At 70.9% G+C, this 20,577-nt stretch carries 18 protein-coding genes; 6 read left to right on the forward strand and 12 right to left on the reverse strand.

The window, feature by feature from the left end:
• Positions 1-36: 36 nt before the first annotated feature.
• From ACIA77_RS19020 to kdpF, 6 genes are read right to left on the reverse strand one after another with little or no spacing between them, the layout of a single operon-like run.
• Entirely contained in the window at positions 37-735 is a 699-nt protein-coding gene (locus tag ACIA77_RS19020; protein ID WP_395887200.1) for a response regulator, read from the reverse strand.
• Positions 732-3,317, reverse strand: a complete 2,586-nt coding sequence (locus ACIA77_RS19025; RefSeq protein WP_395887201.1) for a DUF4118 domain-containing protein — start codon at positions 3,315-3,317, stop codon at positions 732-734. The genes ACIA77_RS19020 and ACIA77_RS19025 overlap by 4 nt, the downstream gene beginning before the upstream one ends.
• A gap of 4 nt (positions 3,318-3,321) precedes the next feature.
• Positions 3,322-3,933, reverse strand: coding sequence for a potassium-transporting ATPase subunit C (locus ACIA77_RS19030; RefSeq protein ID WP_395887202.1), 612 nt, complete (start codon positions 3,931-3,933; stop codon positions 3,322-3,324).
• Between the two features lie 5 nt (positions 3,934-3,938).
• The gene (gene kdpB, locus ACIA77_RS19035; protein WP_395887203.1) at positions 3,939-6,035 is read right to left on the reverse strand and encodes a potassium-transporting ATPase subunit KdpB; all 2,097 of its coding nucleotides are present in this window, start codon (positions 6,033-6,035) and stop codon (positions 3,939-3,941) included.
• The gene (gene kdpA / locus ACIA77_RS19040; protein ID WP_395887204.1) at positions 6,032-7,693 is read right to left on the reverse strand and encodes a potassium-transporting ATPase subunit KdpA; all 1,662 of its coding nucleotides are present in this window, start codon (positions 7,691-7,693) and stop codon (positions 6,032-6,034) included. The genes kdpB and kdpA overlap by 4 nt, the downstream gene beginning before the upstream one ends.
• The gene (gene kdpF, locus ACIA77_RS19045) at positions 7,693-7,794 is read right to left on the reverse strand and encodes a K(+)-transporting ATPase subunit F (protein ID WP_204090722.1); all 102 of its coding nucleotides are present in this window, start codon (positions 7,792-7,794) and stop codon (positions 7,693-7,695) included. The genes kdpA and kdpF overlap by 1 nt, the downstream gene beginning before the upstream one ends.
• A gap of 430 nt (positions 7,795-8,224) precedes the next feature.
• On the opposite strand from kdpF, the gene asnB reads away from it, so the two are divergent.
• Complete coding sequence (gene asnB, locus ACIA77_RS19050) at positions 8,225-10,063, forward strand: asparagine synthase (glutamine-hydrolyzing) (RefSeq protein ID WP_395887205.1); 1,839 nt, start codon at positions 8,225-8,227, stop codon at positions 10,061-10,063.
• Positions 10,064-10,128: 65 nt separating this feature from the next.
• Here asnB and ACIA77_RS19055 read toward each other — a convergent pair whose 3' ends face one another.
• The gene (locus ACIA77_RS19055; protein ID WP_395887206.1) at positions 10,129-10,632 is read right to left on the reverse strand and encodes a GNAT family N-acetyltransferase; all 504 of its coding nucleotides are present in this window, start codon (positions 10,630-10,632) and stop codon (positions 10,129-10,131) included.
• Complete coding sequence (locus tag ACIA77_RS19060; protein WP_395887207.1) at positions 10,629-11,153, reverse strand: SRPBCC family protein; 525 nt, start codon at positions 11,151-11,153, stop codon at positions 10,629-10,631. Before ACIA77_RS19060 ends, ACIA77_RS19055 begins: the two co-directional genes overlap by 4 nt.
• A gap of 71 nt (positions 11,154-11,224) precedes the next feature.
• Here ACIA77_RS19060 and ACIA77_RS19065 point away from each other — a divergent pair, with 71 nt between their 5' ends.
• The 4 genes from ACIA77_RS19065 to ACIA77_RS19080 all read left to right on the forward strand — a co-directional run bounded on the left by ACIA77_RS19065 (position 11,225) and on the right by ACIA77_RS19080 (position 15,587).
• A complete protein-coding gene (locus tag ACIA77_RS19065; RefSeq protein WP_395887208.1) occupies positions 11,225-11,806 on the forward strand; it encodes a TetR/AcrR family transcriptional regulator in 582 nt (193 codons plus the stop codon).
• A 228-nt stretch (positions 11,807-12,034) separates the two neighbouring features.
• On the forward strand, positions 12,035-13,456 hold the full coding sequence (locus tag ACIA77_RS19070; protein WP_395887209.1) for a GntP family permease: 1,422 nt from the start codon (positions 12,035-12,037) through the stop codon (positions 13,454-13,456).
• A 20-nt stretch (positions 13,457-13,476) separates the two neighbouring features.
• Positions 13,477-14,700 carry a CaiB/BaiF CoA transferase family protein gene (locus ACIA77_RS19075; RefSeq protein ID WP_395887210.1) on the forward strand — a complete coding sequence of 408 codons (1,224 nt, stop codon included), beginning with the start codon at positions 13,477-13,479 and terminating at the stop codon, positions 14,698-14,700.
• An 11-nt stretch (positions 14,701-14,711) separates the two neighbouring features.
• Positions 14,712-15,587, forward strand: coding sequence for a hydroxymethylglutaryl-CoA lyase (locus ACIA77_RS19080; RefSeq protein ID WP_395887211.1), 876 nt, complete (start codon positions 14,712-14,714; stop codon positions 15,585-15,587).
• A gap of 6 nt (positions 15,588-15,593) precedes the next feature.
• On the opposite strand, the gene ACIA77_RS19085 is transcribed toward ACIA77_RS19080, so the two are convergent.
• The 4 genes from ACIA77_RS19085 to ACIA77_RS19100 all read right to left on the reverse strand — a co-directional run bounded on the left by ACIA77_RS19085 (position 15,594) and on the right by ACIA77_RS19100 (position 19,540).
• Positions 15,594-16,397, reverse strand: coding sequence for an IclR family transcriptional regulator (locus ACIA77_RS19085; protein ID WP_395887212.1), 804 nt, complete (start codon positions 16,395-16,397; stop codon positions 15,594-15,596).
• 50 nt (positions 16,398-16,447) lie between these two features.
• Positions 16,448-17,425, reverse strand: a complete 978-nt coding sequence (locus ACIA77_RS19090; RefSeq protein WP_395887213.1) for an aldo/keto reductase — start codon at positions 17,423-17,425, stop codon at positions 16,448-16,450.
• Positions 17,426-17,525: 100 nt separating this feature from the next.
• Positions 17,526-18,536: a Gfo/Idh/MocA family oxidoreductase gene (locus ACIA77_RS19095; RefSeq protein ID WP_395887214.1), complete on the reverse strand. Its 1,011-nt coding sequence runs from the start codon at positions 18,534-18,536 to the stop codon at positions 17,526-17,528.
• Positions 18,533-19,540: a LacI family DNA-binding transcriptional regulator gene (locus ACIA77_RS19100; protein ID WP_395887334.1), complete on the reverse strand. Its 1,008-nt coding sequence runs from the start codon at positions 19,538-19,540 to the stop codon at positions 18,533-18,535. Before ACIA77_RS19100 ends, ACIA77_RS19095 begins: the two co-directional genes overlap by 4 nt.
• 145 nt (positions 19,541-19,685) lie before the next feature.
• On the opposite strand from ACIA77_RS19100, the gene ACIA77_RS19105 reads away from it, so the two are divergent.
• Positions 19,686-20,570: a sugar phosphate isomerase/epimerase family protein gene (locus ACIA77_RS19105; protein ID WP_395887215.1), complete on the forward strand. Its 885-nt coding sequence runs from the start codon at positions 19,686-19,688 to the stop codon at positions 20,568-20,570.
• The last annotated feature ends 7 nt before the right edge of the window (positions 20,571-20,577 follow it).

Consider the following 20,577-nt stretch of genomic DNA (forward strand, 5'->3'; position numbering starts at 1 on the left):
CGAGGGCCGCCCCGACCGGGGCGGCCCTCGTCGCGTCTAGACCTCGAAGCGGTACCCCATGCCGGGTTCGGTCAGCAGGTGCCGCGGACGCGACGGCTCGGGTTCCAGCTTCCGCCGCAACTGCGCGAGGTACACGCGCAGGTAGTGCGACTCCGTCTCGTACGACGGGCCCCACACCTCGTGCAGCAACTGCTTCTGCGCCACCAGCCGGCCGCGGTTGCGCACGAGCAGCTCCAGCACACCCCACTCGGTTTTGGTCAGGTGCACCTCTTTGCCGTCGCGGCGGACCTTCTTCGCGGCCAGGTCGATCGTGAAGGAACCCGTGTCGACCACCGCTTCCGCGCCGTCGGCGCCGGCGACGGCCGAGCGCCGCACCGCGGCCCGCAGCCGGGCCAGCAGCTCGTCCATGCCGAAGGGCTTGGTCACGTAGTCGTCGGCGCCCGCGTCGAGGGCCTGGACCTTGTCGGCAGAGTCGCCGCGGGCGGACAGCACGATGATGGGCACCGTCGTCCAGCCGCGCAGGCCGGCGATGACCTCGGTGCCGTCGAGGTCGGGCAGGCCGAGGTCGAGCACGACCACGTCGGGCTTGGTCTCGGCGACGGCCTTGAGCGCGGCGGTGCCGTCGTGCGCGGTGATCACCTTGTACCCGCGGGCGTTGAGGTTGATCCGCAGTGCGCGCACGATCTGCGGCTCGTCGTCGACCACCAGCACAGTGGCCGCCTTGTCGGGACTCACGTTCCCACTCCCTCCTCGATGGCCCCGTCGATGGCCTCGTCGATCTTGAGGAGGTCCTTGTCCGGGTGCTGCCCGGTGTAGGCCGGCAGCGAGATCACGACGGTGAGGCCGCCTCCCGGCGTGTCCTCGGCCCGGATGGTGCCCCCCATCGCCTCGATGAAGCCCTTGGCGACCGACAGCCCGAGCCCGACGCCGGGCGTGGAGTCGCGGTCGCCGCCGAGCCGCTGGAACGGCGCGAACGCCGAGTCGGCGGTGCCCTTCTTCAGGCCCCGCCCGTGGTCCACGATACGCAGTTCCACGTGCTCCGAGTGCGCGCTCGCCCGCGCCGACACCTGGCCGCCGCCGTGGCGCAGCGCGTTGTCGAGCACGTTGGCGATCACGCGTTCCAGCAGGCCCGGGTCGGCCTGCACCGACGGCAGGCGCGCGTCCACGGCCACCTTGACGTCCTGGGAGTTGTCCACGTTGGACAGCGCGTGGGCCACCACCTCGTCGTAGCCCACGGGCCGCAAGTGCGGCGTCACGGCGCCGGTGGCCAGGCGCGAGGAGTCGAGCAGGTTGTCGATGAGCCCGGTGAGCCGGTCGGCCGAGAGCTCGATGGCCTCCAGCAGCTCCGCGGTGTCCTCATCGGACAGCGACAGGTCCGGCGCGCGCAGGCTGCCGATCGCGGCCTTGATCGACGTGAGCGGCGTCCGCAGGTCGTGGCCGACGGCCGAGAGCAGCGTGGTGCGCAGTTCCGTCGCCTCGGCCTTGCGCTCGGCGGCGGCCGCGGCGGCCGCCATCCGCTGCTGGCGCAGGGCGAGCAGCGCCTGTCCGGCCACGGCTTCGAGCACGCGCCGGTCGGCCGCGGGCAGCGTGCGCCCGCGCAGGGTGAGGTGGACGTCGGCGGTCACCGCGATGTCCACATCGGCCTCGTCCGGGTCGGCGCACGGGAACTGGCCGGCGAGCGCGACCTTCCGCCACTCGCCGTTCTTCTTCTCCAGCAACGTGACCGACGTCAGGCCGAAGTTCTCCCGCACCTTCTCCAGCAGCCGCTCGATCGGGTTCGGGTTCGTCAGCACCGTGCGCGCGTACGACGCCAGCAGCGCCGCTTCGGTCCGGGCCCGCGCGGCTTGCGTGGCCCGCCGCGCCGCCGCCGCGACGACCAGTGCCACCAGCACGGCGACCACGATCATCGCGACGAGCGTGACCACGTTCTGCGGGCTGTGCACGTTGAGCGTGTACAGCGGCGGGGTGAAGAAGAAGTTGAGCAGACCGGCACCGAACACCGCCGCGATCACCGCCGGGCCGAGCCCGCCCACGAGCGCGACGATCACCGTCGCGAGCACGTAGAGGATCACGTCGGTGGAGAACTCGACGGTGTCGCGCAGCAGCACGCCGAGCCCCGTCGCGAGGATCGGCAGCAGCAGGCTCAGCACCCAGCCGACCACCAGCCGCGAAGGCGCCAGCGGGCTCGCGCCCAGCCTGGCCCGCAGCCGTCCGCCGGCGTAGGAGTGCGTGACCATGTGCACGTCGATCGACCCGGACTGCTGGACCACGGCCGCGCCGATGCCTTCGTCGAACAGCCGCGCGACGCGTGAGCGCCGCGAAGTGCCGATCACGAGCTGCGTCGCGTTGACCCCGCGGGCGAAGTCCAGCAACGCGGTGGGCACGTCGTCGCCGACGACCGCGTGGAACGTCGCGCCGACCTCTTCGGCCAGCGTGCGGCTGCGCGCCATCGCGGTCGGGCCCAGGCCGGACAGGCCGTCGCCGCGCAGGATGTGCACGACCTGCAGCTCCGCACCCGCGCGCGTCGCGATGCGGCTCGCGCGCCGGATCAGCGTCTCGCTCTCCGGCCCGCCGGTGATGGCCACGACGACGCGTTCGCGCGCCTCCCAGGTGTCGGTGATCTTCTGCTCGGCGCGGTAGCGCTGCAGCGCGACGTCGACCTGGTCGGCGACCCACAGCAGCGCCAGCTCGCGCAGCGCGGTGAGGTTGCCGGGCCGGAAGTAGTTGCCGAGCGCGGCGTCGATGCGCTCGGCCGGGTAGACGTTGCCGTGCGCGAGCCGGCGCCGCAGCGCCTCCGGCGTGATGTCGACGAGCTCCAGCTGCTCGGCCCGGCGCACCACCTCGTCCGGCACGGTCTCCTGCTGCGTGACGCCCGTGATGCGCTCGACGACGTCGTTGAGGCTCTGCAGGTGCTGCACGTTGACCGTGGACAGCACGTCGATGCCCGCCTCGAGCAGCTCGTCGACGTCCTGCCAGCGCTTGTCGTGGCGCGCGCCGGGCACGTTGGTGTGCGCCAGCTCGTCGACCACGACGACCTCGGGCGCGCGCTTCAGGATGGCTTCGAGGTCCATCTCGGCGAACTCGTGCCCGCGGTGGGTGACCGTGCGCCGGGGCACGACCTCGAGGCCGTCCAGCAGATCGGCGGTCTTCTGCCGGCCGTGGGTCTCCACGAGGCCCACGACCACGTCGGTCCCGCGCTCCAGCCGTCGCCGGGCCTCGCCCAGCATCGCGAAGGTCTTGCCGACCCCCGGAGCCGCGCCGAGGTAGATCCGCAGTTCACCTCGACGCGGCTTCGGGGTCGTGCTCGGTGTGCTCACGCTGTCAGTGTGCTCCAGGCGCGGCCGAATGCACGGCCAAGTTGAGCGGCAGCACGTTCACCCCGGGGACACCGATCCCGGCGCCCGTGGTGTTCGCCTCGACGAGCTGGCGCACCTTGTCCTCCGACAGCCCCGTGTTGCGCGCGACCCGCGCGATCTGCAGGTCGGCGTAGGCGACGCTGATCGAGGGGTCGAGACCCGAACCGGAAGCGGTCACGGCGTCGGCCGGCACCTGGGCCGGGGACACGCCTTCCCGTTTCGCGATGAGGTCCTTGCGCTCGGTGATGGTCTTCACGAGGTCCTCGTTGAACGGACCCTTGTTCGACGCGCCCGAGGTCGACGGGTCACCAGGGCCGAGCGAATCCTTCGACCCGGCCGAGGGCCGGTTGTGGAACCACGGGTCGTGCGCGGGGTCGGCCGGTACCGGGTCGATGCCGATCAGGGACGACCCGACGGCCTGCCCGTTCTGCGTGACGACCGAGCCCTCGGCGTTGGACTGCAGGCCGGGGATCCGGGCGATCCCCCAGACTGCCAGCGGGTACACGACGCCGAGGATGATCGTCAGCGCGATCAGCACGCGCAGGCCCGCCCAGGACTGCTTGATGAAGGTGTTCATCAGATTCACCCGATTCCAGGGATGTGCCGCACGATCAGGTCGATGATCCAGATCCCGAGGAACGGGCTCACGATGCCACCGAGGCCGTAGATGAGCAGGTTCCGGCGCAGCAGCGCGGAAGCCGACGAGGGCTTGTAGCGCACGCCGCGCAGGGCGAGCGGGATCAGGAACACGATGATCAGCGCGTTGAAGATGACGGCCGAGAGGATGGCCGACTGCGGGGTCGCCAGGTGCATGATGTTCAGCGCGCCCAGCTGGGCGAAGATGGAGGTGAACATCGCGGGCAGGATGGCGAAGTACTTCGCGAGGTCGTTGGCGACGCTGAACGTGGTGAGCGCACCGCGCGTGATGAGCAGCTGCTTGCCGATCTCCACGATCTCGATGAGCTTCGTCGGGTCCGAGTCGAGGTCGACCATGTTGCCGGCCTCCTTCGCGGCCGACGTCCCCGTGTTCATCGCGACACCGACGTCCGACTGCGCCAGCGCGGGAGCGTCGTTCGTGCCGTCACCCGTCATCGCGACGAGCCGCCCGCCCTCCTGCTCCTTCTTGATGAGCGCCATCTTGTCCTCGGGCTTGGCCTCGGCGAGGTAGTCGTCGACGCCCGCGTCCTCGGCGATGGCCTTGGCGGTGAGCGGGTTGTCCCCCGTGATCATCACCGTCTTGATGCCCATCGAACGCAGTTCCTTGAAGCGTTCCTTCATGCCCGGCTTCACGACGTCGGAGAGCCGGATGACCCCGCGCACGAACGCACGCCCGCCTGCCGACTCCGCGACCACCAGCGGCGTGCCGCCCTGCTGGCTGATCTCGTCGACGATCCGCTCGGTCTCGTCGGGCATGTCGCCGCCGCGCTCGCGCACCCACGCGCGCACGGCCGAGGTGGCGCCCTTGCGGACCTCGCGGTCGCCGAGGTCGACACCGCTCATCCGGGTCTGCGCCGTGAAGGGCACGAACTCGGCGAGCTTCTCGTTCTCACCGGCCTTTTCGGGCAGCCCGTGGTTGTGGGCGATGAGCTCGATGATGCTGCGGCCTTCGGGGGTACGGTCGGCGAGACTGGACAACCGCGCCGCGCGGGCCAGGTCGTCCACAGTGGACCCGCCGACGGGGATCAGCTCGGTCGCCTTGCGGTTGCCGAAGGTGATCGTGCCCGTCTTGTCGAGCAGCAGCGTCGAAACGTCGCCCGCGGCTTCCACCGCGCGCCCGGACGTGGCGAGCACGTTGCGCTGCACCAGCCGGTCCATGCCCGCGATGCCGATGGCGCTCAGCAACGCGCCGATCGTGGTCGGGATGAGGCAGACCAGCAGCGCGGTCAGCACGATCACCGTCTGCTGCTTGCCCGAGTACCCGGCCATCGGCTGCAACGCCACCACGGCGAGCAGGAAGATGATCGTGAGCGTCGAGAGCAGGATCGTCAGCGCGATCTCGTTGGGCGTCTTCTGCCGGGAAGCGCCTTCCACCAACGCGATCATGCGGTCCACGAAGGACTCACCGGGTTTGGTGGTGATCTTCACGACGATCCGGTCCGACAGCACCGTGGTGCCCCCGGTCACGGCCGAGCGGTCGCCGCCGGACTCGCGGATGACCGGCGCCGACTCACCGGTGATGGCCGATTCGTCGACGGTCGCGATGCCTTCGACGACGTCGCCGTCGCCCGGGATGACCTGGCCGGCCTCGACGACCACCAGGTCGCCGACGCGCAGGTCGACACCGGGCACGCTCTCCTCGGAGCCGTCCTCGGTGAGCCGCCGCGCGACCGTCTCCTTCTTGGACTTGCGCAGCGATTCGGCCTGCGCCTTGCCGCGCCCTTCGGCGACGGCTTCGGCCAGGTTCGCGAACAGCACCGTGAGCCACAGCCAGATCGCGACGAGGATCGAGAACGTGCTCGGGTCGACGATCGCGAAGACCGTGGTGAGCGCCGAACCGACCCACACCACGAACATCACGGGGTTCTTCAGCTGGTGCTTGGGGTTGAGCTTGCGCAGCGCCTCCGGCATCGAGGACCACAGCTGACGCGTGTTGAACGCGCCCGCGCCGACGCGGCCGGTCTTCTCCGCGTGGTGGTGCTGGTCCTCCAGTGGACTGCGTGGGGTTTCGGTGACTGTCATGCCAACGCCTCCGCGATGGGCCCGAGCGCGAGCGCCGGGACGAACGTGAGGGCCGCGACGAGGACGATGGTGCCCGTGAGCATCGTGGCGAACAGCGGCCCGGTGGTGGGCAGGGTGCCCGCGGTCTCGGGGACCTTCTTCTGCGAGGCGAGCGAGCCCGCCAGGCACAGCACCGCGAGGATCGGGATGAACCGGCCGAGCAGCATGGCCACTCCGAAGGACGACTGGAACCAGTTGCTCGTCACGGTCAGGCCGCCGAACGCGCTGCCGTTGTTGTTGCCGGTCGAGGCGTAGGCGTAGAGGATCTCCGACAGGCCGTGTGCTCCGGGGTTACCCAGTGCACCTTGGGTGTCCGGCATCGCCAGCGCGATCCCGGCGCCGATGAGCACGACGGTCGGCATCGCGAGCATCGAGATCGCCGCGGTTGTAACCTCGCGCTTGCCGAGCTTCTTGCCCAGGTACTCCGGCGTCCGGCCGACCATCAGGCCGGCGAGGAACATCGCGATGATGGCCATCACGAGGATGCCGTAGAGCCCGGTACCGACGCCGCCGGGCGAGATTTCGCCGAACAGCATGTTGAGCAGCGGCCCGCCGCCGCCGAGACCCGAAAGGCTGTCGTGGGCGCCGTTGACCGCACCCGTCGAAGTGCCCGTGGTGGTGTCGGCGAAGATCGACGTCAAGCTCAGACCGAACCGCTGTTCCTTGCCCTCCATGTTCGCGCCCGCCGCCAATGCGGCCGGGCTGTTGGTGAGGACTTCGGAGCTCCAGATGAGCGCCAGCATCGCGCCCCACAGAACGCCCATCACCGACAGCAGGACGTAGCCTTGCTTCTTGTTGCCGACCAGCTGGCCGAACGTGCGGGTGAGGCTCACCGGGATCATGAGGATCAGGAAGATCTCGATGAGGTTGGTCCACGCGTTCGGGTTCTCGAACGGGTGCGCGGAGTTCGCGTTGAGGATGCCGCCACCGTTGGTGCCGAGCTCCTTGATCGCCTCCTGGCTCGCCGCCGGGGCCAGCGCGATGGTGCTCTGGCTGCCGTCCGGGTTCGTCACCGCGACACCCGAGTGCAGGCTCTGCACCACGCCGAGCCCCACGAGCACGATCGCGAAGACGAACGCGATCGGCAGCAGGATGCGGATCGAGCCGCGGATCAGGTCCACCCAGAAGTTGCCGAGCCGGTCGGTCTTCGAGCGGATGAACCCGCGCGTCACCGCGATCGCGACGGCCAGGCCCACGCCCGCCGACACGAAGTTCTGCACGGTGAGGCCGGCCATCTGCACGAAGTGGCCCATGGTCGTCTCGGGGACGTAGGACTGCCAGTTCGTGTTGGTCACGAAGCTCACGGCCGTGTTGAACGCCACCGACGGCGAAACCGCGCCGCGGCCGAAGTTCCACGGCAGCACCGGCTGCAGGCGCTGCAACAGGTACAGCAGGATCACGCCCGCGAAGGAGAACCCGAGCACGCCGGACGCGTACGTCTTCCAGTGCTGCTCGGCGTCCGGGTTGACGCGGACGATCTTGTAGAGGCCCTTTTCGATCTTCCAGTGCTTCTCGCTGGAGAAGACCCGGGCCATGTAGTCGCCCAGCGGTTTGTAGACCACCGCCAGGGCGAGCAGGAGCAGGCCGACCTGCACGAGGCCGGCGCCGACGTCACTCATCAGAACTTCTCCGGCCTCACCAGTGCGATGAACAGGTAGATGATCAGGCCCAGCGCCAGCAGACCGCCGACGACGTTGGCCACGGTGCCCGCGCCACTCACAGCTTCTCCAGGCCGCGAAGCGTCAGAGCGAGGACCACGAACACGCCGATGGTGAGCAAGGCGTACAACAAGTCGGCCACAAGGCACCTCTCAAGACGGGTCACCCGGGGCGGGTGACCGCTGGACGACCGCAACTGTGCGGTTGTCGCGCTCCGTGATCGAGTCCGTCTGACGTCTCCTTGACGCGGCCTCCTGGGCCATTTACGCGCTTTTGACGCCGGGTGACCCCCGCCACCGCCGTTCGCCTGGTACCTCGTGACGTTCGGTTGATCTTGGGTGATCACTGCAGGTAGTTGGTTAGTGACTCACAACACAATACGTAGTGGATCTACGACGGAGCGTGCAATTCGGGCAGACACCACCGGCCGACTGTGTTACACCGGTGTTGCCGATAGTTGTATTACCTAAGCAAAATCATGGAGGCGGACGGATGTGCGGAATCGCCGGCTGGGTGTCCTACGAAACTGACCTGTCGCAAAGGCAGGAGATCGTCGACGCGATGACGGAGACGATGGCCTGTCGCGGCCCGGACGACCGGGGCACCTGGGTGCGCCGGAACGTCGCGCTGGGACACCGCAGGCTCGCGATCATCGACCTGCCGGGCGGCCGGCAGCCGATGAGCGTCCACACGCCCAACGGCGACGTGGCCATGGTCTACAGCGGTGAGGCCTACAACTTCACCGAACTTCGTGAAGAACTCACGAAACTCGGGCACACGTGGGAGACCGACAGCGACACCGAGGTCGTGCTCCACGGGTACCTGCAGTGGGGCACCGAGGTGGTCGACCACCTCAACGGCATGTACGCCTTCGCGATCTGGGACGAGCGCGACCAGAAGCTCGTGATGATCCGCGACCGCATGGGGATCAAGCCGTTCTACTACTACCCGACGCGCGACGGCGTGCTGTTCGGCTCGGAGCCCAAGGCGATCCTGGCCAACCCGTCGGTGCCCCGGATCGTCGACACCGACGGATTGCGCGAGCTGATGGGCTTCACCAAGCGGCCCGGGTGGTCGCTGTGGAAGGGCATGAGCGAGGTCGAGCCGGGCACCGTCGTCACGGTGTCGAAGGACGGGATCAGCACCCGCACGTACTGGCAGCTCGACGCGAAGCAGCACACCGACGACCAGGAGACCACCGTCGCCCGCGTGCGGGAGCTGATGACGGACATCGTCAACCGGCAGCTGGTCGCCGACGTGCCGCGCTGCGTGCTGCTCTCGGGCGGGCTCGATTCGAGCGCCGTCACCGGGCTCGCGGCCGCACGGCTGGCCGAGCAGGGTGAGCAGCTGCGCACGTTCTCGGTCGACTTCCTCGGCCAGGAGGAGAACTTCAAGCCGGACGAGATGCGCGACACCCCGGACTCGCCCTACATCCGCGACGTCGCGAAGCTCGTCGGCTCGGCGCACCAGGACGTGGTGCTCAACCCGGCGGAGCTGTCCGACCCCGAAGTGCGCCGCACCGTGCTGCGTGCGCGCGACATCCCGGCCGGCCTCGGCGACATGGACACCTCGCTGTACCTGCTGTTCAAGGCGATCCGCGGCGAGTCCACCGTGGCGCTCTCGGGCGAGTCGGCCGACGAGGTGTTCGGTGGCTACCGCTGGTTCCACGACCAGTCGGTGCACGCCGACACGTTCCCCTGGCTGGCCTTCCGCAACAGCCTGATGTCACAGCGGGAAGCGTTGCTGCGCCCGGAGATCGGCGCGAAGCTGAACCTCGAGGAGTACGTCGCCGACCAGTACCGCACGGCGGTCGCGAAGGTCGAGCACCTCGACGGCGAGTCGGAGCAGGAAGCGCGCATGCGCACGATCTCGCACCTGCACCTGAGCCGGTTCGTGCGGATGCTGCTCGACCGCAAGGACCGCGCGTCGATGGCCGTGGGCCTCGAGGTGCGCGTGCCGTTCTGCGACCACCGGCTCGTGGAGTACGTCTACAACGCCCCGTGGTCGCTCAAGACCTTCGACGGCCGCGAGAAGAGCCTCCTGCGCCACGCCACGAAACACGTCCTGCCGGACTCGGTGCGCGACCGCGTGAAGAGCCCGTACCCGTCCACTCAGGACCCCGGTTACCCCGCCGCGCTCCAGCAGCAGGCCAAGGAGATCCTGACCGAGCGCGACAACCCGGTGTTCCAGCTCGTGGACCGCGAGTGGCTCGCCAGGGCGTCCGAAGCGGACCCGGCGACCATCGAGCCGACCTTGCGCACGGGCCTGGACCGCGCGCTGGACCTCTACCACTGGTTCGACCTGTACTCGCCGGAACTGCAGCTCGACTGAACTCCCCCCGACACGCCACGGCCCGCCTCCCCCGCGTCCGGGAGGCGGGCCGTGGCGGCGGGTGATCAGAGTTCGAGGCTCGCGTCCACTCCCTCGCCGCGCACGTCGAGGTCGGCGCCGGTGCCGCTGAGCAGGCGCCGCGCCGCGGTGTTGGCCACGGTCGTGGAGGCGATGAACCGGGCCGCACCACCGTCGCGGGCGGCTTCGAGCAGGACCTCGGTGACGCGCTTGCCGATGCCGCGGCCCCGCAGCGAACGGCACAGCCAGACGCCGGCTTCGACCGCCAATGCCGCGTTGCCGTGCACCGGCTGCAGCCGCGCCGCGCCGGCCGCGCGGCCGTCGACCTCGACGACCCAGGTGGTCTCGATCGCGGTGTCCGGGTCGAGCGAGCGCCGCCGGTGGAAGGCGAGGAACGCCTCGCGCCGCTCGGGCGTCCAGCCCGGCGGCCCGTCCACCGGAGGCATCACCTCGAGCGGGTCGGCGTCGGCGACCGCGGCCTCGAGCAGCCGGCGCAGGGCCGGCTCGTCGAGGGGGGTCAGCACGATCTCGGAATCGGGAGCTCCGGTCACGCGCGAAGCTTGACACGGGGCTCTTGCCCGCGCGACCCGGTAATGCGGCTTACCACCCTCCTGCCGATCGCGCGAAGCAAGCGGACGTACGGAGACCAGCGCACCGGGTGCTGGATTTCCCCCGTCAGCGCCAGTTCGGCGCCGTCGAGGACCTGTTCGAGCACCGCGTCGTGCATCGGGCGCCAGAACAGCGGCCACGTGATCCGCGCGGCGCCGTGGAGCCGGGCGGCGAGCACGTGCTCGAGCTCGCAGCCCCCGTCCGTCTCGCGCACGAGGAACTCGTGGAACCCGTCGATCCCTTGTGGCGCCGTGAATCGGCAACGAAGTGACTGTCCGGCGTGGAAGCTTTCCACCACGTACCGCACCGGCCCGTGCCCACCCGGCGTGCCGGGTGCCAGCGGCCCGGCGAACTCCATGGGCGGCCAGTCCTGCGCGGGCCAGAGGCGTTCGGTGACGTCGTCGAGCAGCTCCCCCGCTCCGGGGACGGGGAACCGGCGGGCGTGAACGTTGTACACGGGCATGGTCTCGCTCCGTTCTGGAGACTGTTCTGGAGACTTTCCTCCAGAACGTATTAGAGCATAGTCTCCACAACATGGGCAGGCCTCCGGCTTACACGACTTCGCAGTTCCTCGACGCCGCAGCCGAACTCTTCGCCGAAGGCGGCGCGCGCGCCGTGACGATGGCCGCCACCGCGAAGGCCGCGGGCGCCCCCAACGGCTCCATCTACCACCGCTTCGCCGACCGGCCCGCCCTCCTGGCCGCGCTGTGGACCACCACCCTGCGCGACTTCCAGAACGGCTTCATCGCGCTGCTGGGTTCGTCCCCGCACGTCGCCGAGGCCGCCGCCGCGGCGACCAGCGTGGTGCACTGGTGCCGCCGCCACCCGGCCGGCGCCCGCGTACTGGACGCGGGCAAGCAGGCCTTCTCCCCGGGCGAGTGGACCGCCGAGGCCGCCGCAGAGCTCTCGCGCGCGGAGGACGAACTGAAATCCGCCCTCAAGCGCGCCACCGCCACCCTGCCCCCGGCGACCGGCTGCACCGCGGAGGACGTCGTGCTGGCCCTGGTGGAAGTCCCCCGCGCGGTCGTGCACCGCTACCTGTCGGCGGGCCGCACTCCGCCGCCGAAAGCGGCCGAGCTGGTCACGCGCTCGGTGCGCAAACTCCTGCGGCCCTGACCGCACCCGCGAACCAGCAGCGCTCGACCGCAAGCCGGCCGCCGATCAGGCGTAGCTCAGGATCCTGAGTCCGGTTCAGGCGATTACTCCCCACTCGACGCCATAACGTCGTTTTGACTCACAGGGTTGACCCACATCGTGAGCCTGTGCCCATAATTCGGGCCAACTCGCCCGGGCAAACCGGGCAGACAGGGTGCAACGGCGCACGAGTGGACGGATGAAACTCCTATGTCGGACACGGCAATCCTGATCAACACGGCGGTCGCGATCATCGCGATCGCCGTGCTGATCGTCCGGTTCAAGCTGAACCCGCTGATCGCACTGGTGATCGGCTGCTGCTACCTGGGGCTGGCCGCCGGGCTCGGCGTCGGGAAGACGGTCGACGCCATCAGTTCGGGGTTCGGCGACATCATGGCCGAGATCGGCCTGTTGATCGCTTTCGGCGTGCTCATGGGCGCGATCCTGCGCGATCTCAGAGCGATCGAACGCCTGGTGGACCGCCTGATGAAAGCGGTCGGGCCGAAGCGGATCCCCTACGCGATGGCACTGACCATCGCCACCTTCCTGCAGTCGATCTACCTCGACGTGCTGCTCGTGATCGCCGCACCGCTGGCCAAGGGCATCGCGCCCCGGCTGGGCCGGTTCGGCACCGCGCGCATGGCCACCGCGCTGGCGATCGGCCTGGAGTGCGGCATCATCTTCACCGTTCCCGGCGTGGGCGCGCTCGCACTGGCCGGCCTGCTGCACGTGCCCCTGGGCACCTACCTCCTGTACGGCCTCGTCGTGGTCATCCCGACCGTCCTCGTCGCGATCTTCGTGACCACCTTCCTGCTCACGCGCGGCTGGTGGAAGCCGGCGGTGGACGAGCAGGACCTCACCGGCCAGGACACTCCGAAGGCCGAGGTCACCGACGACGACGCACCGGCCCCGGCCACGCGGGAAACGCCCGAACCCGTGGCGGGCGGTGGCGCCACGGCCACCCTCGTCGAGCCGCGGCAGCGGACCGAGCCCCGGCTGCTCGTGCTCCTGGCTCCGCTCGTCGTGGCGCTGCTGCTGGTCGCCACCGGCGCCATCGCCGAGATGGCGCACTGGTCGAACCCGGTCGTCGCGCTGCTGTCCACGCCGATGGTGGCCCTGCTGATCGGGCTCGTCGGGACGTGCCTCGTCGGCCGCTGGTACGCCGGCCAGCCCCGGGTCGAGAAGGCCCTCGCCGCCGGGCTGCGCCAGAGCGGGCAGATCCTGCTGCTGAGCGGGGTCGGCGGCTCGCTCGCGGCCGTCATCAAGGCCGTCGGCCTCGGCGACATCCTCGGCAAGTACCTGTCGGCCGGCGCGTGGGCCCCGCTGCTCGTGGTCTGGGCGATCGCCGCGGTGCTGCACATCGCGGTCGGCTCGGTGACGATCTCGGCGATCACCGCCGCGGGCCTGCTCGCCCCGGTGGCACCGGCGCTCGGGCTCGACCCGGTGCTCATCGCGCTGGCCGCCGGCGCCGGCTCGCTCTTCCTCGTGCACCTGACCAGCAACACGTTCTGGCTGCTGCAGGCGCTGATGGGCCAGACGACGCGGGGCACGTTGAAGACCTGCTCGGTGGGCGTCTCGATCGCGTCGGTCACCGCGCTGGGCCCGATCCTCGCACTGAGCCTGGTGCTGTGACCGAAGGAGACGAAGACCCCATGACCCAGCTGCCGCTTTCCGGGCTGCGCGTGCTCGAGCTCGGCAACTACATCGCCGGGCCGACCGCCGGGCGGCTGCTCGCGGACTTCGGCGCCGAGGTGATCAAGGTCGAGAGGCCCGGCCGCGGCGACGAACTGCGCAACTGGCGGCTGCACGCCGGCGACACCTCGATGCTGTTCCGCACGATCAACCGCAACAAGAAGTCCGTGGCGCTCGACCTGAAGACCGCCGACGGGCGCGCCGCCGTGCTCGACCTCGTCCGGCACTGCGACGTGGTGATCGAGAACTTCCGGCCGGGCACGCTCGAGGCGTGGGGCCTCGGCCCCGAAACGCTGGAGGAAGCGAACCCCGACGTCGTGCTCGCCCGCATCTCCGCGTTCGGCCAGACCGGCCCGCTCGCGCAGCGACCCGGGTTCGCGGCGGTCGCCGAGGCCTTCGGCGGGTTGCGGCAGCTCGTCGGAGAGGCGGACCGGCCGCCCTCGCGGGTCGGGGTTTCGATCGGCGACTCGATCGCCGGGTTGTACGCGGCGTTCGGCGTGCTGGTCGCCTTGCACGAGAACTCGGTGCGGGACAAGGGGAAACGCGGTCCGCTGCGGGACCGGGTGATCGACGTCGCGCTGCACGAAGCAGTGTTCTCCATGACGGAGTCGCTCGTGCCCGACCACCTCGCGCACGGCGTGGACCGGCAGCGGGTCGGCGGCCGGATGGAGGGCATCGCACCCAGCAACGCCTACCCCTGCGCCGACGGCACGAGCGTGGTGATCGCGGGCAACGGCGACTCGATCTTCGGCCGCTACATGCGCGCCATCGACCGGCCCGACCTGGCCGGCGACCCGGGGCTCGCGACCAACGCGGGCCGGTGGGCGCGGCGGGACGAACTCGACCACGCCATCACGGAGTGGACGACCGAGCGCACTCGCGAGGAGGTGCTGAAGGTGCTCGACGCGGCCGCGGTCCCGGCGGGTCCCATCTACACCGCCGCCGACATCTGCGCCGACGAGCAGTACCGCGCCCGCGCCATGATCCAGACGCTGCCGGTGGACGTCGGCGGGGACGAACCCGCCGACGTCGGGTTCCCCGGGATCGTGCCGGTGCTGGGCGCGCGGTCGCTGCCGGTGCGCTCGGTCGGGCCGGAGCTCGGGGAGCACACCCGCGAGGTGCTGCGCGACGTGCTCGGCCGGCGCGACGACGAGATCGAGACCATCGCGGGGGGACGGGCGTGACGCTCCGGGACGTGACACTGCGAGACGGGCTGCAGCTGACGGGCAAACCGCTCCCGACCGACCACAAGATCGCCCTCGTGCGCGAACTGCTCGCCCTCGGCGTGCCCGCCGTCGAGGTGGGCTCGATGGCGCGTCCTGACCTCGTGCCGGCGCTGGCCGACACGCCCGAAGTGCTCGCCGCGCTGACCCCGGCGGAGCTCGCGCGCTGCTGGGTGTGGGTCGCCACACCCCGGCACGTCGAGAAGGCGGCGGCCGCCGGGGCCGTCAACTTCCAGTACTGCCTGTCCGCGTCGGACGCGCACAACCGCGCCAACCTCGGCCGGTCCACAGAGGACAGTCTCGCGGCTGTGCCGGCCGCCGTGGAGAACGCGGCCGGCGGGCGGGTGCAGCTGTGCATAGCCACGGCGTTCACGTGCCCCTTCCGGGGCGAGGTGCACCCGGAGCGGGTGCTCGCGATCGCCGACGACCCGCGGACCGCGGGCGCGGTGGACGTCGTGGTGTGCGACACGCTCGGGCAGGCCGTGCCTGCGCAGGTCACGAGTCTGGTCAGCGCCGTGGCGCGGCGGGGCCGGCGCGTGGTCTACCACGGCCACGACACCTGGGGGCTCGGCGTCGCGAACTCGCTCGCGGCGCTGGCCGCGGGTGCCGACGAGGTCGACGGCGCGCTCGGCGGCCTCGGCGGCTGCCCGTTCGCGCCGGGCGCCAGTGGCAACGCCGCGACGGAGGACCTGCTGTTCGCCCTCCGCCCCGCCTGGCTCACGCCGGGCGTGTTCGCCCGCCTGGTGCGGCTCGCCGGGGATCTGCTCGACGAGCTGGGCGAACCCAACCGGTCCCGGGCCGGCCAGGGCGCCCGCACGAGTGCCATGGCCTTCCCGTGGGCGCTCTGACCGGCGTCAGTCCGGGATCCGGCCGCCGAGCGCGCGGGTGATGCGCTCGGCGTGCTCGACAACCAGGTCGACCCATTCGACGCACTTGTCGTAGGGCATCCGCAGGGTCGGCCCCTGCACGACGACCGCTCCGACGAGGTCGGCGGCGGAGTCGAACACGGGAGCCGCGACACCCGAGGCGCTGTCGACCCGCTCCCCCACGGTGATCGCGTAACGGTCCGCGGCGGTCTGCTTGATGAGCTTGCGCAGTTCGTCGCGGTCGGTGATCGTGCCGGCGGTCAGCTGCGGCAGCTCGTGACCCAGCACCCGTTCGGCCAGTTCCGGGTTCCAGGCCAGCAGGACGCGCCCCGGCGCGCCGACCGAGACGGGCGCGATCCGCCCGACCGACATCTCCCGGCGCAGCCCGTGGCGGGTCTCGGCGACGGCGATGCACACGCGGTGCTCGCCCTCGGCCCGGAAGAAGCACGCGGTCTCGCCGGTGAGGTCGCGCAGGTCCTTCAGCACCGGGTTGACCACCGCGAGGACGTCCACCTCGCGCGCGGCGGCCGCCGCCCAGTACGCCATCTTCACGCCGATCCGGAACCGGTCGCCGGCCCGGTCGAGGAACCCGTGCGCGACGAGGTTCGTCACCAGCCGCTGCACCGTCGAGGACGGAAGCCCGGTGGCCTGCTGGATGTCCCGCAACGTCAGCGCCGGCTCCCGCAGGGTGAACGCGTTGAGGATCTCGGTGATCTTCCCCAGCACGAGCAGCGGTGTGTGCCCGCCCGCGCCACCGGCGAGGCCGGCCTCGTTCCCGTCACGACCAAGCATGGTCCGAACATACGACACGGGTGGAGTGCCGTCCCGCCGATGGCCTGGGCTCAGAAGCCGCCCGGCACGTGCGGCGCGTACTGCTCCTCGAGCCGCTCCAGCTCCTTGTCGCTCAGTTCCAGGTCCACTGCGGCGACGGCGTCGGCGACGTGACCCGGTTTGGTGGCGCCGAAGATCGGGGCCGTGACCGCCGGCTTGTGCAGCGTCCACGCCAGCGCGACCTGCGCCCGCGAGACCCCGCGTTCGGTGGCGATCTCGGCGACCGCGGCCGACACGCGGCGATCGGAGTCCTCGGCCTGCTGGTACAGCGTCTGGCCGAAGAGGTCGGTTTCACTGCGCTTGGTCGCATCGTCCCAGTCGCGCGTGAGCTTGCCGCGGGCGAGCGGGCTCCACGGCAGCACACCGACACCCTGGTCGAGGCAGAACGGGTGCATCTCCCGTTCTTCCTCGCGCTGGATCAGGTTGTACTGGTCCTGCATGGACACGAACCGCGTCCAACCGCCGAGGTCGGCGACGTACTGCGCCTGCGCGAACTGCCACGCCCACATCGAAGAGGCGCCGAGGTAGCGGACCTTGCCGGAGCGCACGACGTCGTGCAGCGCTTCCATGGTCTCTTCGATCGGCGTGTTCACGTCGTAGCGGTGGATCTGGTACAGGTCCACGTAATCGGTGCCGAGGCGGCGCAGGCTCGCGTCGAGCTGCGTCATGATCGCGCCCCGCGACAGGCCGGAACCGTTGGGTCCCGGGCCCATCCGGTTGTAGACCTTGGTGGCGATCACCGTCTCCTCGCGCCGCGTGAACTCCTTCAGCAGCTTGCCGGTGATCTCCTCGCTCGACCCGTCGGAGTAGGCGTTGGCCGTGTCGAACGTGGTGATCCCGGCCTCCACCGCCTCCCGGAAGAACGGACGCGAGTCGTCGAGCCCCAGCGACCACTCGTGCCGGCCGCGGTCCGGATCGCCGTAGCTCATGCACCCGAGGATCACGCGGGAAACCTGCAGGCCGCTTGAGCCCAACCGGACGTACTCCATCGAAGGCCGCTCCTGTTCTCGTCGCCGGAAACCCTTCCGCCGCCGAGCCTAGTGGCGATCCCCGCCCCCGGCGCCCGCTCCGCGCGGGGCGCGGGCAACCTCACACGCTTGAGCGCCGCACCTCCGCCACGGCCACGGGCCGGCGTTCGCGGCGGGACAGTTCGCACGCTTCGGCCAGGTAGAACGCCTCGAGGGCGTCCTGGGCCGTGGCCGGGCTGGGGGTGCGGCGGGCGGCGACGTCGAGGAACGTCCGGAGTTCGGCGGTGTAGGCGGGGCGGAAGCGGGCCATGAAGCCGGGGTAGGCGGGGCCGGGCAGCGGGGCGACGCCGGGTTCCACGGAGCGGACGGGGGTGCGGTCGTCGAGGCCGACGGTGGCGTTGGCGAGCGAGCCGAAGGCTTCGAGGCGCACGTCGTAGCCCGCGCCGTTGTAGCGGGTCAGGTTCACCGTGGCGAGGGCGCCGTCGTCGAGGGTCAGGGTGGCGGCGGCGGTGTCGACGTCGCCGGCGGCGGCGAAGAACGGCGCGCCGCGGTTGGCGCCCAGTGCGTAGACCTCGGTGACCTCACGGCCGGTGACCCAGCGGATGACGTCGAAGTCGTGCACACCGCAGTCGCGGAAGATGCCGCCGGAGTGGGGCACGTACTCGGCGGGCGGCGGTTCGGCGTCGAAGGTCATGGCGCGGAGGGTGTGCAGCCAGCCGAGCTCACGGCTCGCGACGGCGGCGCGCGCGGCACGGTACCCGGCGTCGAAGCGGCGCTGGAAACCGATCTGCACGGGCACACCGGAGCCCTCGATGCGGTCGAGCACGGCGAGCGTGCCGTCGATGTCCGCGGCGACCGGCTTTTCGCAGAACACCGGGAGCCCCGCGTCCACCGCCTTGACGATGAGCTCCGGGTGCGCGTCGGTGGCGGCGGTGACGACGAGCGCGTCGAGGCCCGCCGCGAACAGCGCGTCGATCCCGGCGACGGCCTCGACGCCGAGCTTCGCCGCCACCGCTTCCGCCCGGGCCGGGTCGACGTCGGCGACGACCACCGAGCCGACCTCGGCGAACCCCTTGAGCGTCTCGGCGTGCGCGGTGCCGATCCGGCCCGTGCCGGCCAGTCCCAGCCTCATGGTCGTGCCTCTCCTCGGTGCTGTGCGGGCGCGGTGGTCGACCGCACCACGAGCGAAGGGTGCAGCAGGTGCCGCACGGGTTCGACGCGTTCGCCGCGCACGCGTTCCAGCAGCGCTTCGAGAGCCAGCCGGCCCAGCTCCGTGCGCGGCTGGTCCACTGTGGTCAGTGAAACGTGCCGCAGCGCGGCCAGGGAGGTGTTGTCGTAGCCGACCACGGACACGTCGGCCGGCACCCGCAGGCCGTGCTCCTCCAGCGCGGAGATCGCCCCCACCGCGTTGAAGTCGTTGCCCGCCACCAAAGCCGAGGGCAGCTCGCCCCGGTCGTACGCGTTCAGCAGCTCCAGCACGGCCTTCGCGCCGGCGGTGTCGGTGTGCTCGCTGGGCACCACGACGGGTTCGAGCCCGTGGGCGCGCATCGCCTGGCGGAACCCGCGCCGGCGCGCGGCGGCGCCGGCCGCTCCCCCGCCGTCGAGGTGCGCGATGCGGCGGTGGCCGAGGCTCACGAGGTGGCCGACGGCCAGCGCGGATCCCGCCTCGCCGTCGTCGTTCACCGTGTCCACTCCGGACGCTCGTGAAGTGCGGGACACGAGCACCACCGGGCACTGCCGCGCAGCCGCCTCGATCGCCGACGCCGGCACCACCGGTGAGAGCAGGATCAGCCCCGCCGGGCGGAAGGACAGCAGGCTGCGCAACGCGGCGCTCTCCCGCGAAGGCACGCGGCCACCCGTGTTGAGGATCAGGTCGAAACCCGCGGCCTGCGCCGCCGCGTCGAGGCCCTCCACGACGTCGGCGAAGAACGCGTTGCGCAGATCGTTGACCATCACGCCGAGCACGGTCGACGTACGGCTGGCCAGGGATCGCGCCATCACGTGCGGCGAGTAGCCGAGCTCCTCGGCGGCCCGCAGCACCGCCGCGCGCCGCTGCGCCGAGACCTTCGGCGAACCGCGCATCACCAGCGACACCAGCGCGCGCGACACCCCCGCCCGCGCGGCGACGTCCTCCATGGTGGGCTTCACGAACCGCCTGCCTCCCGGCCTTGACTCGATGTGGCCGACGCTACAAGCTTTAGAGCGCTCTAATCAAGAGACCGCCCCGACGCCCACCGAACGGGCCAACGCCGTTGGCCGGCACCGAACCGGAGAGGCCGCCATGACCGCGAAGATCCGCATCGCCGCCGCACCGATCTCCTGGGGGGTGTGCGAAGTGCCGGGCTGGGGCCGGGTCCTCGACGCGCCGACCGTCCTCGGGGAGATGGCGGAGCTGGGCGTCACCGCGACCGAACTCGGCCCGCCCGGGTACCTGCCCCGCGACCCGGCCGAGCTCAAGCAGCTGCTGAGCGGCTACGACCTGAAGCTCATCGGCGGGTTCCTCGCCGTGGTGCTGCACGAAAACCCGGAGGCCGCCGTCGCCCAGGCCGAGGACTCCGCGGCGCTGTTCGCCGCGTGCGGCGCCGAGGTGCTCGTGCTCGCCGCCGCGACCGGGCTCGACGGCTACGACGCCCGGCCCGCGCTCTCCGACGACGAATGGGCCACGCTCGTCGCCACCGCCGGCCGGATCCGCGACGTCGCCGCGCGCCACGGCCTGAAGACCGTGCTGCACCCCCACGTCGGCACCCACGTCGAAACGCGGCCGGAGGTCGAACGCTTCCTCGCCGACTCGGACCTCGACCTGTGCCTCGACACCGGTCACCTGCTGATCGGCGGCACCGATCCCGTCGAGCTGGCGCGGCAGCACCCCGGCCGCGTCGGGCACCTCCACCTGAAGGACGTGCGCGGTGAGCTGGCCCGCGCCGTGCAGCGCGGCGAGCTGTCCTACACCGCCGCCGTCGGGAAAGGTCTATACGTCCCGCTCGGCGAGGGTGACGTGGACACCGAAACCATGGTTCGCTTCGTGCACGAAGCGGGGTACACGGGGTGGTACGTCCTGGAGCAGGACACCGCGCTCGGCGAGCGCAGCCCCCTGGACCTCCCGAAGCGGGACGTGGCGACCAGCCTCGCCCGCCTCGAGGGAATCGTCGGCCGGCTGCCCGGCTGACCGGTAA

The organism is Amycolatopsis sp. NPDC051903, assembly GCF_044452505.1.
Taxonomy (GTDB): Bacteria; Actinomycetota; Actinomycetes; order Mycobacteriales; family Pseudonocardiaceae; genus Amycolatopsis.

Coding starts and splice junctions, on each gene's coding strand:
- asnB (WP_395887205.1), top strand. CDS start 8,225: ATGTGCGGAATCGCCGGCTGGGTGTCCTACGAAACTGACCTGTCGCAA.
- kdpA (WP_395887204.1), bottom strand. CDS start 7,693: ATGAGTGACGTCGGCGCCGGCCTCGTGCAGGTCGGCCTGCTCCTGCTC.
- ACIA77_RS19085 (WP_395887212.1), bottom strand. CDS start 16,397: ATGCTTGGTCGTGACGGGAACGAGGCCGGCCTCGCCGGTGGCGCGGGC.
- ACIA77_RS19095 (WP_395887214.1), bottom strand. CDS start 18,536: ATGAGGCTGGGACTGGCCGGCACGGGCCGGATCGGCACCGCGCACGCC.
- ACIA77_RS19065 (WP_395887208.1), top strand. CDS start 11,225: ATGGGCAGGCCTCCGGCTTACACGACTTCGCAGTTCCTCGACGCCGCA.
- ACIA77_RS19100 (WP_395887334.1), bottom strand. CDS start 19,540: ATGGAGGACGTCGCCGCGCGGGCGGGGGTGTCGCGCGCGCTGGTGTCG.
- kdpB (WP_395887203.1), bottom strand. CDS start 6,035: ATGACAGTCACCGAAACCCCACGCAGTCCACTGGAGGACCAGCACCAC.
- ACIA77_RS19105 (WP_395887215.1), top strand. CDS start 19,686: ATGACCGCGAAGATCCGCATCGCCGCCGCACCGATCTCCTGGGGGGTG.
- ACIA77_RS19070 (WP_395887209.1), top strand. CDS start 12,035: ATGTCGGACACGGCAATCCTGATCAACACGGCGGTCGCGATCATCGCG.
- ACIA77_RS19090 (WP_395887213.1), bottom strand. CDS start 17,425: ATGGAGTACGTCCGGTTGGGCTCAAGCGGCCTGCAGGTTTCCCGCGTG.
- ACIA77_RS19060 (WP_395887207.1), bottom strand. CDS start 11,153: ATGCCCGTGTACAACGTTCACGCCCGCCGGTTCCCCGTCCCCGGAGCG.
- ACIA77_RS19075 (WP_395887210.1), top strand. CDS start 13,477: ATGACCCAGCTGCCGCTTTCCGGGCTGCGCGTGCTCGAGCTCGGCAAC.
- ACIA77_RS19030 (WP_395887202.1), bottom strand. CDS start 3,933: ATGAACACCTTCATCAAGCAGTCCTGGGCGGGCCTGCGCGTGCTGATC.